At 63.1% G+C, this 14,175-nt stretch carries 11 protein-coding genes; 6 read left to right on the top strand and 5 right to left on the bottom strand.

The window, feature by feature from the left end; all coding sequences use genetic code 11:
• Positions 1 to 82: 82 nt before the first annotated feature.
• Genes OXR60_RS16335 through OXR60_RS16320 form a run of 4 tightly spaced genes read right to left on the bottom strand, consistent with a single transcriptional unit; the run spans position 83 to position 3,142 of the window.
• Entirely contained in the window at positions 83 to 1,000 is a 918-nt protein-coding gene (locus OXR60_RS16335) for a hypothetical protein (protein ID WP_267397009.1), read from the bottom strand.
• 26 nt (positions 1,001 to 1,026) lie between these two features.
• Complete coding sequence (locus tag OXR60_RS16330) at positions 1,027 to 1,680, bottom strand: LLM class flavin-dependent oxidoreductase (RefSeq protein ID WP_267397056.1); 654 nt, start codon at positions 1,678 to 1,680, stop codon at positions 1,027 to 1,029.
• Positions 1,681 to 1,688: 8 nt separating this feature from the next.
• The gene (locus OXR60_RS16325; RefSeq protein WP_267397008.1) at positions 1,689 to 2,006 is read right to left on the bottom strand and encodes a hypothetical protein; all 318 of its coding nucleotides are present in this window, start codon (positions 2,004 to 2,006) and stop codon (positions 1,689 to 1,691) included.
• Positions 2,006 to 3,142 (bottom strand): MFS transporter, encoded by a 1,137-nt coding sequence (locus OXR60_RS16320; protein ID WP_267397007.1) that lies wholly within the window; start codon positions 3,140 to 3,142, stop codon positions 2,006 to 2,008. The genes OXR60_RS16325 and OXR60_RS16320 overlap by 1 nt, the downstream gene beginning before the upstream one ends.
• A 176-nt stretch (positions 3,143 to 3,318) precedes the next feature.
• Here OXR60_RS16320 and OXR60_RS16315 point away from each other — a divergent pair, with 176 nt between their 5' ends.
• The 5 genes from OXR60_RS16315 to OXR60_RS16295 all read left to right on the top strand — a co-directional run bounded on the left by OXR60_RS16315 (position 3,319) and on the right by OXR60_RS16295 (position 10,260).
• Positions 3,319 to 4,329: a LysR family transcriptional regulator gene (locus OXR60_RS16315; protein WP_267397006.1), complete on the top strand. Its 1,011-nt coding sequence runs from the start codon at positions 3,319 to 3,321 to the stop codon at positions 4,327 to 4,329.
• A gap of 184 nt (positions 4,330 to 4,513) precedes the next feature.
• Positions 4,514 to 5,485 (top strand): mechanosensitive ion channel family protein, encoded by a 972-nt coding sequence (locus tag OXR60_RS16310; RefSeq protein WP_267397005.1) that lies wholly within the window; start codon positions 4,514 to 4,516, stop codon positions 5,483 to 5,485.
• Positions 5,482 to 7,053 carry a DUF389 domain-containing protein gene (locus tag OXR60_RS16305; RefSeq protein WP_267397004.1) on the top strand — a complete coding sequence of 524 codons (1,572 nt, stop codon included), beginning with the start codon at positions 5,482 to 5,484 and terminating at the stop codon, positions 7,051 to 7,053. Before OXR60_RS16310 ends, OXR60_RS16305 begins: the two co-directional genes overlap by 4 nt.
• A gap of 12 nt (positions 7,054 to 7,065) precedes the next feature.
• Positions 7,066 to 8,277 (top strand): cation:proton antiporter, encoded by a 1,212-nt coding sequence (locus OXR60_RS16300; RefSeq protein WP_267397003.1) that lies wholly within the window; start codon positions 7,066 to 7,068, stop codon positions 8,275 to 8,277.
• 399 nt (positions 8,278 to 8,676) lie between these two features.
• Positions 8,677 to 10,260 (top strand): methyl-accepting chemotaxis protein, encoded by a 1,584-nt coding sequence (locus tag OXR60_RS16295; protein ID WP_267397002.1) that lies wholly within the window; start codon positions 8,677 to 8,679, stop codon positions 10,258 to 10,260.
• A gap of 206 nt (positions 10,261 to 10,466) precedes the next feature.
• Here the strand turns inward: OXR60_RS16295 and OXR60_RS16290 are convergent, their stop codons facing one another.
• The gene (locus OXR60_RS16290; RefSeq protein WP_267397001.1) at positions 10,467 to 12,692 is read right to left on the bottom strand and encodes an EAL domain-containing protein; all 2,226 of its coding nucleotides are present in this window, start codon (positions 12,690 to 12,692) and stop codon (positions 10,467 to 10,469) included.
• Between the two features lie 605 nt (positions 12,693 to 13,297).
• On the opposite strand from OXR60_RS16290, the gene OXR60_RS16285 reads away from it, so the two are divergent.
• The coding region (locus OXR60_RS16285; RefSeq protein WP_267397000.1) for a catalase at positions 13,298 to 14,175 on the top strand (878 nt) is incomplete at its 3' end.

Below are 14,175 nucleotides of genomic sequence, written 5' to 3'. Positions count from 1 at the left end.
GAACAATGTATAATAAGCGAGCTATTGGCGGCGCATCGGTTTCATCGCGATTGCTCCGCCCGAGCGCAAGTCACGACGGGCGTCAGCTTACCAAGCCCGTTCGCATCAACTCGCGCACGTCAGCCGCTATCTGATTGTTGGCACCGAGGCGCTCGATGAGCTGGGCCTGCCGGCTTCCACGCAGCCCGGCCGTCGTCAGCCGCTTGTCACGGACGTAGGTGTAGATGCCACTGACGGCGAATGCCGAGACATGCGCGATATGCGCCTGCTGCCCAGCCTGCGTCGCCGTGAAGGTATCGGAGTCCAAGAATGCACGACGCGTCAGCGGACTTTCGAAGGCAAGTTCGATCACCGCGATCAACGCGCGTTCCGCGGGTACCAGATGATCGACGTTGGGCGCAGGCGGTGCGGGATCGGCGTTGTCATACCGGTCAGGCAGATGCAGCCGCAGCCTGAGCACCGCTGGGTCAGCCGCAAACGTCTCGGCAAACTCGGTCATGAAGGTGCCGAACGTCTTTGCGTCGTTGCCCGCCGCGCCGAAATGGACATGGATGCGGTCGAAGCCGTCGTCGCCGTTGGGGATCGGGTCGGCTATGCGATCGACCAGCGTGCGCGAACCATTGGGCAGCGCATAGGCAACGGTGGCAGCGAACATGTTCTGCTCGTCGGCGAAGAGGATGTGGCTCGCTGCGTTAAAGACATCTTGGTCGGCCTTCGACGCGAAGCCGATCTCGACACCGCCGTCGAGTTCATAGTCGGGGAAAGGCGCAATGCCCTCGATCGCTGGCCAGAGATGCGCGTCCTGCTCGCGGTCCAGATGGTTCTGGACGTACCAGGCGAGCCCCGGAATGCGCGAACACAGCGGACCGTGGACGTCGCGCCAATAGGTGGCGAACACGTCGTGCGGCACACGCGGTCGGCGCAGCACCGTCGTATAGCTGTTGATAGCGATGCTGTCGTCGCGGGTCGCGTAATCGGTCGAGGTCGAAACTTTGGGCATGAGACTGATCCTGTCGGTTAAGTGGCTCAACGCGCGTCCGTTGGGAACTGCGGCAAGACATAGGTTGCTAGCTCGTCGGCAACGTCCGCGAACGGGCGACGGGACGGTTTGAGGTTGAGCGTGACGTGCGCGACACCTTCGTCGCGCTGACGTTTCCAAAGTTCGATCAGCGCGTTGCGGCCGCTGCGAATACCTCCGTTGGCATACGTCAGAGGCGCATTTGTTTCCGCGAGCAGATCGAACATGGCGCCATAGCCATAGGGCTTGTACGGACCGCCAGCAGTCGCTGCCCGCCACTGTGCGAGAACATCAGGTAAGCGCTGCGGGTTGCTGAGATGCCAGATCCAGCCATCGGTGTTCTCACCGAGCCATTCCAGCGTCTGCCCGGCGCGGCCGATCGCCAGCATTGGCAGCCGAGGTCCGACCGGCTTGGGTACCAGGTCGATCGTACCATCGAGCGTTCCGTAAAAGCCCGAGGCATGCCGCGCAAACGACTGCTCGGTTGCCGCGCGAATGACGCCGATCGCATCCCGATAGCGGTCGGACCGATCGTCAAGATCGCTATCGAATGCTGCGAACTCCGACGACCGGTCGCCGGTTGATAGCCCGAGTAGAAACCGCCCGCCCAGCAACTGGTCGACGCTCGCCGCCTGCTTGGCTACGATCAGCGGTTCGCGCAGCGGCAGGACTATGCCCGCCGTACCGATGGCGATCCGCTTGGTCTGTGCGGCGAGCCAACCGCATAGACCAGCGGATCAATGATCTGCCCGACATCGCCGAAGCTCGGATCGTAGAAGGGCACATCGCGAAGCCAGATCGCCGCGAAGCCGAGATCATCCACCTTCCTTGCCAGCGCCGCATGATCTGCAAGGGTCGGCCAAGGCGCACTTGGATAGGCTTCGAGCGGCGCGATGAAGCCCAGCGTCAACTGGCCGGGCTGGAACACTCGCGCATAGGCAGCGTGTCCGGCCAGGTCAGGAGCCAATGCGTCTGGAAGCACGTGCATCAACTGGCACTCCGGGCCTTTAACCGGTTCACCACCGGCGTAACGAGCACGGCGAGGATGGCGATCGCGGCAGCGACATAGCCGACGGCGCCAAGGCCCATGTGCTGGATCACTGACCCGCCGATGATCGCGCCAAGGCCAATCCCGGCGTTGGCCATCGACACGTTCAGCGTTCCGGCCAGCGCCTGTGCATGGCTGGCGGACTGCATCACGCGCACTTGGCAGATCGGATAGAGCGCCGTATTGGCGATACCCCAGACCGCTAGTGCGATCACGAGCCAGACGGGCGAGCCTGCGACCAGCGTCGTCGCGGCCATTCCCACCGCAAGCACCAGCGACGTGATGGCCGTTACCAGCAGCGGCCCGCGCCCGACGAACTGCCCACCCAGCCAGTTACCGGCAAGCCCGACGATCCCGAAGCCCATCAGCCACCAGCCAACCTGCCCTGCGGGAATATGCGCGATCTGCTCCAGCGTGTCGGCAAGATAGGTATAGGCGGTGAACATAGCGGTGAAGACGATCACGGACAGCACGACGTTGCCGAGGAAGTACGGGTCCTTCAGGATCCGCGCCTGTTCGGCCAGCTTGACGCGTGCCGGTCTCGCCAGTGTCGGCATCACCACGAGTAGCAACACCGCCATCAACAGCGACAGGCCTGACAATCCCCAGAAGGTCCCACGCCAGCCGAACGCGGTCGATGCGAGCGTGCCGAGCGGAATGCCGAGCACCATCGCGCCGGAGATGCCGAGATAGACGTTTGCAACGGCCTTGCCCGCTTTCTCCGGTCCGGCAAGCTCGCCCGCGGTCTCGCTCGCCGTGCCCCAAAATACTGGGAGCGCGAGGGCCGGCAGGAACCGCGCGAGTCCCAGCACCCAGATATCAGGTGCAGCCGCGGCGAGTGCGTTGGCTGCGGCAAAGATCACGAGGATCACCACGAACAACCGCTTGCGCTCGAAATGCGACAGCATCGCGGTCAGGAACGGTCCGGCGAGCATCACCGTGAACGCGAACAGCGTCACGAGCTGCCCTGCAACCGTGATCGAGATGCCGAGGTCTCGTGCGAGGCTTGGCAGCAACCCGACGATGATGAACTCTGTGGTGACGATTACGAACGCGGAGATCGCCAGCAGCAGCACGGCGAGGCCATGCCCCGCAGACTTAGTGCGGGATGGTGCGGCGTGGATGGGGTGTTCGAGGGACGGCATTTGGCAAGGCTCCTGGATAGGGCCCGCTCTACGCGCGACGAAAACCCACGTCGCGGGGCATTAATTCGTTCATAGCAGGACAGGAATTCCATAATAGGCCTTCATCGATGATCCCGTCTGAGCGCCTCAAGGGCATCGAAGCTTTCGTCTGCACAGCTGACTCCGGCAGCTTCACGGGTGCCGGGGTCCGGCTCAATCTGACCAACTCCGCGGTCAGCAAGAGCGTCGCCCGGCTCGAGGCGCGGCTCGGCAGCCGGCTTTTCGAACGCACCACTCGCCGCCTGATGCTGACGGACGTCGGTGCCGCCTTCTACGAGACGTGTGTCCGTGTGCTCGGGGATCTCGCCGACGCCGAAGCGGTGCTGGCGGCGCATAGATCGGAAGTAGTAGGGAGGCTGAAGGTCGACGTCCCAGTCGCGTTCGGGCGGATGCAAGCAATGCCCCTATTGCTTGCCTTTGCCGAGCGGCATCCGAACCTGCGTCCGAGCATCACCTTTACTGACCGCAGAATCGACATCGTCGAGGAGGGCATCGATGTTGCGATCCGGATTGGCGCGTCGGAGCCTTGGCCCGAAAACCTCGGCCATCGCTATCTCGGCAGTGAACGAGTCACCATTTGCGCCGCCCCTGCCTATCTCGACCGCAGCGGCATGCCCGTCGGCGCCGAGGCGCTCGGGGCGTTTGACTGCATCCTTTACGGTCGAGGCGATGGCAGCACCATTAACTGGCGATTTGGCCGGGCGGACGGGCAAGTCGAGGAACGCCCGGTGGAAGGCCGAATCATCCTCGGCAGCGCCGAAGCTCAGGTAGGAGCAGTGAAGGCAGGGTTCGGTATAGCTCAACTCGCGACGTGGTTGATCAAGGACGAACTGAACAGCGGCGAACTCGTTGAAATCCTGCCAGAAGTCGCAACGGTCGGACTGCCGTTGCATTTGGCCTGGCCCCGAAGACGGCAGCTCACCCCCCAAGGTCAACGCAGTAATAGAGATGCTGGCCGACGGATTGCGTATCGATTGAAACGCCGAGGGCCGGACGTCCAAGGGACTTTGACCCAAAAACCGACAGTTAGGTCCTCTTACGCGCTGCTTACAAGCGGACGCCCGTTCATCTCGCCCTAACGGCGAGCAGTCGAGGGCGCGGGCGCGTCTCCCCGCGGCGGCGGCACTGTGCAGCGCGGGCGAGGTGACGATGGTGCGACCGGCGAGCAAAGGACAAGGCCTGGCGATCGTTGGTAGACGAAGGCTGAGCCGAGCGCGCTCGTCAGGACGGGAACCCCGATCTGCCCGAACCCGTTCGCTAGCGATGCAACCCGTCACCCCACCACCGGTCAAGAATCCGCTCGACCTCATCCTTGCCAAGCTCCACATCGCCGCCAACGATTTCTTCCTGCAACTACCCAATATCATCGGCGGGCTGATCTTCGTCGCGCTGGCCTGGTTCGTCGGCAAGCTCGTCGCCAAGGGCGTGCGCCGTGGCTTGCACGACAGGAACCTAGTGGATCTGGGCGGTGTGCTGTCCTCGCTGGTGTTCGGGCTGATCGTCGCCGCGTCGGTGATGGTTGCCGCGGTGATCATCTTCCCCAGCGTCAAGCCGGCGACAATCATCTCGAGCCTGGGTATCGGCTCGGTCGCGATCGGCTTCGCCTTCAAGGACATCCTGCAGAATCTGCTGGCGGGCATCCTGCTCCTGGTCAATCGCCCCTATCGCCGTGGCGACCAGATCGTGGTCAAGGATTTCGAAGGCACGGTGGAACACATCCAGAGCCGCGCGACGCTGATCAAGACCTATGACGGGCGCCGCGTGATCATCCCCAATTCCGACGTCTATACCTCGCCGGTGATCGTCAACACCGCTTTTCCCGAGCGGCGCAGCCAGTTCGACGTCGGGATCGGCTATGGCGACGATCCGGAGCATGCCGCGCAGGTCTTCGCCGCCGCCATCACCGGCGTGGAGGGCGTTGTCGCCGATCCCGCGCCCGAGGTGCTGCCCTGGGCGCTCGACGACAGCTATGTCACCCTGCGCGCACGCTGGTGGACCGATTCCAAGCGCACCAACGTCGCGCATACCCACGCCCGGGTCGTGCTGGCGCTGTTCAAGGCCGCCCAGCAGGCCGCGATCGACCTGCCGTTCCCGACCAGGGTGATGCTGTTCCACGATCAAACCGAGACGATCGACGGCGATCGCAGCGCGCAGCGCGAGGGCTGGCCCGCGGGCGCCTATCCGCCCCGCCCGCGCCGGGCCGCCAGCCAGGCGCCGCAGGACGCACAATCGTGACCGACGCCGCCGCTCCGGAATCGCAGGTGAACGAACGCCTCGCGCGCCTCGCGCTCTATCGCTGGTGGCGCCGCGCGATCGTCGCGCCGATCGATCACGAGGCCGTGGTGGCGCGGATCGTCGGCGAGAGCGGCTGGTCGCCGCGCTTTGCGTTCATGACGATGATGTCGGCGGGCATCGCCGTGCTCGGGCTGCTGCTCTCGTCGCCGGCGGTGGTGATCGGGGCGATGCTGATCTCCCCGCTGATGAATCCGATCCTCGGCTTCGGCTTCAGCCTGGCGCTGTTCGACATGGTCGAATTGCGCCGCTCGCTCAAGGCGCTGGCGATCGGCGCGGTGGCGGCGGTGGCGTTCACCGCGCTGATCGTCACCGTATCGCCGCTCCAGGCACCCACCTCCGAGATCGTCGCCCGGACCCGGCCCAACCTGTTCGATCTCGCGGTCGCGCTGTTCGCCGCGCTCGCAGGCAGCTTCGCGATCATCCGCGGTCGCGGCGATACCATCGTCGGCGTCGCCATCGCCACTGCGCTGATGCCGCCGCTCGCCGTGGTCGGCTTCGGCCTCGCCACCCGCAACATGCCGGTCGCCGGCGGCGCGCTGGCGCTGTTCGTCACCAACTTCATCACCATTGCGCTGTCCGCGACGATCATGGCGCGCTTCTACGGCTTCGGCCATCATCTCTCGAGCCGCCAGAGCTGGGCACAGACCATCGCGCTCGCCCTCGTCTTCGTCGCGATGGCGGTGCCGCTCGGCATCTCGCTCAACAAGATAGGGCGCGAGGCGGTGGCGGTGTCGCAGGCGCGCTCGGTGCTGACCGAACGGTTCGGCGACGACGCGCGCGTCACCCAACTCGACCTCGACTTCGCCGCCGACCCGCTGGTGGTGCGCGCGGTGGTGATCACCCCGCGCGAGCGGGTGCAGCGCAGCCCCGTGGTCCAGAAGGCGATGGCCGAGGCGCTCGGGCGCCGGGTGCGGCTCGATCTCGACCAGATCCTGCTCCAGGCAGGCGCCGGCGCGCTCGAGGCACAACAGGCCGAACTGCGCCAGGCCGCCGAGACGCCGAGCCCCGAAGGCCAGCAGGGCACCGCCGTGGCCAACACGGTCGCGCTGATCACCGGGGTCGCTCCCGACGCGGTGACCATCGATCGCGATCATCACCGCGCCACCGCCGCGGCCGCGCCGCTGCCCGGCGCCACCGCCTCCACCTATCGCATCCTCGAAGCGCGCGCCGCGGCGCAGAGCGATGGCTGGTCGGTGATCATCATCCCGCCGCACGGCGTGTTGCCCGTGATCGCCTTCGCCGACGATATCGACAAGCTGGACGATGCCGCGCGGGAGGCGGTGCTCACCTCGGCCTGGGCAGCGCGGCGCTGGAACGTCACGACGCTGGGCGTGCCCGGGCTGGCGACGGGTGAGCCGCCGAGCCGGCCGACGCTCGCCCAGCGGCGGGCCGCGGCGGTCGCCGAGCTGCTCCGCCAGCAGGGGATGACGCCGGTGCCGATGCCCGCGGCGGGGCAGCGCTTTTCGCTGGCGAGCGATCCCGCGCCCGTGGCAGGCGACGATCGATAGGGAGCGATGCGCTTGGCTGAGTTCGGGTTGACGGAATTGGGCACGCTGCTGGTGGTCGCGTCGCTGGTGGCGATGCTGTCGCGGCGGATCGGGCTGCCTTACACGGCGGGGCTGGTGCTGGCGGGAATCGCACTCGCCTTTTTGTCGCTCGGCGCCGATCTGCCGCTGTCGCGCGAGCTGATCTTCAACGTCTTCCTGCCGCCGCTGATCTTCGAGGCGGCGCTGCAGCTGCGCTGGCAGCGGTTCCGCGAACAGGCGCCGCTCACCCTGGTGCTCGCCTTTGTCGGCGTTGCCATCTCGGCGGCGCTGGTGACCTGGGGCATGCACGCGCTGCTCGGCTGGAGCTGGCTCGGCGCCGCCTTCTTCGGCGTGCTGATCGCCGCCACCGATCCGGTGTCGGTGATCGCCGCGTTCAAGGAGATGAAGGCCGAGCCGCGGCTGAGCATGGTGGTCGAATCGGAGAGCCTGCTCAACGACGGCGTCGCCGCGGTCGGCTTCGCCATCCTGATCGGCATCGCCAACGGCGCGGCGCTGACGCCGCTCGGCGTCGCCGGCGCGCTGGCCTGGACGGTGGTCGGCGGGGTGGCGATCGGGGCGGTGGTCGCCGTAATGGTGCTGACCGTGGCGGGGCGTACCGAGGATCATCTCGTCGAGGTGACGCTGACCACGGTGATCGCCTGGGGCAGCTTCCTGCTCGCCGAGCATGTCGGCGCCTCGGGCGTGTTCGCCGCGCTCGCTGCCGGGATCATCGTCGGCGGCGTCGGCTGGCGCGGCTCGATCTCCACCACGGGGCGCCAGCACGTCGTTGATTTCTGGGAGTATGCCGCCTTCCTCGCCAACTCATGCCTCTTTCTGCTGATCGGCAGCCATGAAGCGCACCAGCCGATCGCATTGGTTTCGGGCGCGCTGCTGGTGGGGATCGGGCTGACGCTGATCGGGCGTGCCGCGGCGGTCTATCCGTTGGCGGCGATGTTCCGCGGCTCGGCGCTGCGGCTGCCGACGACCTACCAACACGTCCTCGTCTGGGGCGGGTTGCGCGGCGCCGTCGGCCTCGCGCTGGCGCTGGCTGTGCCCGATACGGTCGCCGAGCAGGGCCCGATCGTGGTCGTCACCTTCGGCGTCGTCGCTTTCTCAATTTTCGCGCAGGGTCTGACGATGCCGCCGCTGCTGCGGCGCTGGCGGCTGACCGACGCGAACCTTGATAACGAGGAGCGCCAAGCCTGATCGCGCGAAGCAGAAGATCTGCGAAATCGTATTTGACCCACTTGCGGCCGTTCAGCCTGCCCCGCCCATTTCCCAATCTTGGTCATTCATTAAGCCGAACAGCGAGACAGCTCACTCGCGATGTCGAGCCGGTCGCTGAGGGCGAACTTTTTCCACTGCGCCTGAGGACAATCCAAACGAGTTTGCGGGCCGAAGGCGACTTTGCGCCACCTCAATAGCTCAAAAAGGCGTTAGCTCGGCTCATTTCTGATCCGGTTCATGAGTTCTGAAATTAGCTATGGGCGGAGCAGGAGGCGGCGCACTCGGGCCGGTTAAGCCGTTGTTACCCTTTGTAAGGCAAAGCAAAAGACCAAGTGTAGCTCATGAGCGCCTGATAGAACCGTGATCGCGTCCGCATCAATGTCCGAGCTACGGCGCTATGCGCGTGACCTCGTCAGGATTGCGCCATCTTATCGCAATCCCGAGTACGTCTTCGCACAGCAGATCGATGCGACGACTCGGATGGTGCGTTGGGTAGCAAAGCTATCCGCATTGACCACGATCGCCCTCGCGGCGGTATTTTGGTCCACCAGCTTCAAGCCCGTCCTTTTTGCGGGCGGAGCATGGATTACGGCAAGTTGCACCTGGGCGCACATTGCGTGGCCGTACCAAGCCACGGCGGGCGCCACGTCGGACGTTGCTCGCAAGCACTTCTTTTATGCCCTGATCCATGGATTAGGGTGGATGATGCTCACGTCCGCGATGATGGCCCAAGCGAATGTCGAGACCGCCATGTTCGTCACATGCTTGCAGATCGGGCTCGTGGCCGTGGGCTTCGTGCTTTATCTCAACCTTCCAGTTGCGTTCCTAGCATTCTCTATACCTGTCGCATCGAGCTTCGCGGTGATCTTCTCGAGTATGCAGGGCCGAACGCTGGTTGCAGTCCCGTTGATCATGATCCTCTTCGTCATGCTGATGCGAACGGCGGTGGATCAGTCTCGAATGTTCGCCATGTCCGTGCGTGATCGCGAAGCGATCCATCAACATGAGATTGAACACCGAAGAGCCGAGGATGAGGCTAGCCGGAAGGTAGCCGAGCAGCGGCTGAGGGATGCCGACCTGCGCACAGATGCCGTGACTTTGGCAGAAGAGAGGCGCCGTCAGGAGATGTTGGAGCTTGCCGAACGTTTCCGACGGGACGTGGTGTCTGTCGTTGACGATCAGGTAGTTGCTGTGGCCAATCTCAATGGCTCGGCTACACATCTCAGCCGCATGGTTCAAAAAACGTCGACAGCGGCCAGCGATGTCGCACACCGGACTGGCCTCGCGGCCGAGTCGATCAACAGCCTCGCGGTGACCACTGGCGAAATCGCAAGCAGCATTGCGGCGATCAATGAGCAGTTGGAGCATCATTCGAGGCTTAACGCGGATGTAGTGCAGCTGGTGGACGACAGCGAGCGTCGCATGAGCGTAGCATCAATCGAAGCGCAGCATGTTCACGAAATCACCGCGGCCATTTCCAAATTGGCTAAGCAGACGAAGCTGCTCGCGTTAAACGCCAATATCGAGGCTGCGAGAGCAGGTGAAGCCGGACGAGGGTTTACCGTCGTTGCCAATGAAGTCAGATCACTTGCTGAACAGGCAGGAGCTGAGACGCGCCGCGCTGGCGAGCAACTCACCGTGATCGTGGGCAGCATCGGCTCTGCAGGGGTCGGCATCGAGCGGACGGTCTCGGGCGTAAACAGCGTGAGCGCCATAGGCGCGGTCATCGCAGATGCTGTCTCCCGGCAGAGTGGGGCAGCTCAGCACATTCGCCAGGAGACAAAGGCAATCGCTCAGCACATCGACGATGTGCGACATAGAATGCTCATTGTCGCGGGCGACACTGTGGAGACCGACGACGTGATGCGGTCGGTCGGGAAGACAACGCAAGAACTCGCCAGTCAGGCTCTCATGCTGCGCGCAGCAGCCACATCATTTCTCAACGGTCTAAGCGCCGTATGACGCGAATGACCAGGATGTAATCGGTAGCTACGTGCCAGCAAGGCCGTGCCACGCTAGCTTAGTTCAGTTCGACCCGCAACCAGTCACCTACAGCGCCCTCACCGCTTCCTAACTCGGCCGTTCGTTCATGCCGATGTTTGAGGGTCTCCCGCGACCAGAACGGTTGCCGTAACTGCTAAACGGGGTGTTGAAGTGAGAAACCGGCGTTAGTCGAGACACCCTGAAAAGCTGCCGGTCGCGCACTTCGACTGCCAGCATTCACCCGCCTCCACTGATGATAGCGGCTTGGCAAAATAATAGCCTTGGATTGCGCGGCAACCGATCTGCATCAAAGTATCTGTCTGGGCTTGCGTCTCCACGCCTTCAGCGATGATGTTGAGGTCCAAGGCAGCACCGAGGCGGACAATCAGCTCGACAATAGCCCGCGTTTGAGGATTCGTGCCGACGCCGTCGATGAACGACTTGTCGATCTTGATCGTGTCGATCGGGTAGCGGTTGATGTAGCTCAACGACGAATAGCCCGTACCGAAATCGTCAAGCGCGATGCGCACGCCAAGCTGGCGTACGGCTGCGATAGTCTCGGCGATCTCGGGCGAAGGGTGAAGAAAGATGCCCTCGGTGATCTCGAGTTCAAGCGACTGCGGCTTAATGCCAAAACCTATCAATACATCCGTCAGAGATGCAACAAAGTCGGCTTCCGCGAAGCTCGCTGCCGACGTGTTGACGCTGAGACGCAGCTCGGGATCGGCGAAGCGTCGCTGCCAATCGGCCAATTGGGAGCAGGCCTCGCGCATCACCCAGCGATCGATCTGGCGAATTAGCCCAATCTCCTCCGCGACAGGGACAAACTCCGCGGGGCCGATGGCGCCGCGCACCGGATGATCCCAGCGCAGTAGTGCCTCGAAGCTTCTGATCGCGCCGGTCGCGGGATCCACGATCGGCTGATAAGCGAGGTAAAATTCGCCTCGCTCAGCCGCTTGGCGAAGGTCCGTCTGTAGCATCAGCCGGCCGACCGCATCCTCGTGCATTGACGAATCGAAGATCGCATAATCGCCACATCCAGCACGCTTGGCCTCATACATTGCGATATCGGCGTCGCGCATCACATCGTCGGGCGCTGCGTCTGATACGAGGACCTGAACGATGCCGATGCTGCATGAGGGAAACACACTCTGGCGTCCGAGCTGCACTGGCGCACGCAGTGCTTCGAGGATCGTTTCTGCCGTAGCCACCGGTATGGTGAGATCAGCCGCTTCATCGACCAGCACTGCAAATTCATCACCTCCGATGCGGGCAAGCGTGTCCTGTGGGCGGACGCACTGCCTTAGCCGCTGCGCAACCTCTTTCAGAAGGGCGTCGCCGGCGAGATGGCCGAGGCTGTCGTTAACAATCTTGAACTGGTCGAGATCAAGGAACAGCACTGCGCAAGCGCCGCCATCTCGGTCGAGCGTCTTGGTAAGGCGTTCCATAAAGAATGCGCGGTTGCGCAAGCGTGTCAGGCTGTCGTGGTATGCGGCATAAAGCAGCTCGGCCTCGACACGTTTGCGTTCGAGGATCTCCGTCGCCAGCGCCTCATTCTCGATTTCGGCGACGCGGACGCGCGCTTCTAGTTCCTGTGCATCCTTACGCTCGGTAATGTCGCGCTGCACCGAAACCCAGTGCGTGTACCAGCCTTTTTCATTTGCGACGGGTACAATGCTAAGCTCAACCCAGAACTCGGTGCCGTCCTTTCGATAGTTGATCATCTCGATCTCAATCGGCTTCCACGCCGCAAGCGCGCGCCGCAACCGTGCACGCGAGGCAGGGTCTGTTCTTGGCCCCTGCAGGAGGCGCGGAGTAAGGCCGATTACTTCCTCTGCGGAGTAGCCCGTCGCCTGGGTGAATGCGGCGTTGCAGTAGATGATGCGTGGGCCGGGCAAGTCGATCGGCTCTGCTTGGGTGATGACGATTGAGTCGCGCGCGTGAACGGCGACCGATTCCAGCAAGCGTAGTCGCTCGAGGTCTGCTCGTGTTGCATGACTGTCGACGCCATCGATGCGCGCCTGCAGCGTCGCAAGGTCGAATACCGTTGCCAAATGCGCAGCATTCGAGCGCAGCACATAGGTCTGTGCCGCGCTTAGCCGTTGCCTCGGCAAGGTATCGAGAACGATCAGATAGGCGCCGTCAGCACCGGGGATCGGTGTGGCTATGGCGAAGCGCACTTCGCCAGCGCACTCGCCTCGAAAACCAATAGCGACGGGGGATCCGTCAAGTACCTGCAGCGCTGCCTCGGGCGCTGCGTCGTCTAACCGGTAGGGCAGAAGCTTGCACAACGGTCCCTCGCCGCTTGCAGCAAGCAGTTCCAGGCCCTCATCGACCTCAATGCAGAGCATTGCCGCAGCACAGCACGTTGCGTCCTTGGCTTGTGCGAGGATCGCGTCGAATGCCTCCAAACACCCATGGGCGCTTGAGCTCGGACACGAGCCGGGCTCACCCCCATTCCGAAGGGCGGGAAAGTCCATCAGCATTCAGTCAATTCCAGCAAAGGCCACGCATTGGCCGGGCGACGCGATTGGATCGTCCAAGTATCTAAGATCCGATATTTTTTAGTTAAAATGCGGCATAATTTGAAACTTGTCACACTCGCTCGCGTCGCCGCTACAGCCGGCTTAAAGGCTTACGTGATTTTATGCCGTTCGGCCGCGGACCAACGTGCCTTTGAATCGCCTGAGTCGGCCGCTGAGACTTCTTCTGACCTGCCCCGCAGCCGGTCATGACACGCTGGGCTGACTTCCTAATTTTCTGCCGTTCTTTCATTGCGATCTTTGAAGGCCACGTATGATCGGCGTTGACTACCTGATAGGCACTGACCCCAGCAGAAGTCGCCGATCAGCGGCGGACGTATGCTGGCGCAGCGTATGGGCCGGATTGGGCGGCATGAGCGGTCGCAGGCCCACCGGCCATCAGGTCGGTAGAGTGCTGTGCAGCAAGCAGTTTTCGCTGTAGCTAATTTGGCAGCTCGTTGATGAAGATCGGCGGCTCGACATGAGGATAAGTTATGACTGACACCGCCCTGAACGCCGGCAACGGCGGCGAGACGCATCAAACGGCAGATGCCGATCATCCCGTCCTCACCACCAATCACGGTATGCCGGTTAGCGACAACCAGAACCAGCTCAAGGCAGGCGCTCGCGGCGCCGTGCTACTGGAAGACGAGGTCTACCGTGAAAAGATCAACCACTTCGATCACGAGCGTATCCCCGAGCGGATCGTTCATGCCCGCGGCTCGGCCGCGCATGGCTATTTCGAGTGCACCGAAAGCCTAGCCGATATTACGGTTGCCGATCTGTTTCAGAAGAAGGGACAGCGGACCGAGGTGTTTACCCGGTTTTCGACCGTGGCGGGTGGTGCCGGGTCGATCGACACGCCGCGCGATGTGCGCGGCTTTGCGGTCAAGTTTTACACGCGAGAAGGCAATTGGGATCTTGTCGGCAACAATATCCCTGTCTTCTTCATCCAGGACGCGATCAAATTCCCGGACCTGATTCACGCCGCCAAGATGGAAGCCGATCGCGGCTACCCGCAGGCCGCAACGGCGCACGACACCTTCTGGGACTTCATCTCGCTGATGCCTGAATCCACCCACATGATCATGTGGGCGATGTCGGATCGTACGCTGCCGCGGACGTTCGCCAACATGGAAGGCTTCGGCGTCCACACCTTCCGCTTCATCAATGCCGAGGGAAAATCAACGTTCGTCAAGTTCCACTGGAAGCCCAAGGCCGGCCTTGCCTCGACGATCTGGGACGAAACAGTGAAGCTTGCCGGCGCCGATCCCGACTTCCAGCGCCGCGACCTGTTTGAGCGCATTGCACGCGGTGACTACCCGGAGTGGGAATTGGGTCTGCAGCTGTTCGACGAGGAATTCGCAAACAG

This window comes from Sphingomonas sp. GC_Shp_5, assembly GCF_026540855.1.
In the GTDB taxonomy this organism is placed as follows: domain Bacteria; phylum Pseudomonadota; class Alphaproteobacteria; order Sphingomonadales; family Sphingomonadaceae; genus Sphingomonas.
The sequence above is the reverse complement of the archived record's forward strand: the minus strand, read 5'-3'. Positions and strand labels throughout refer to the sequence as shown.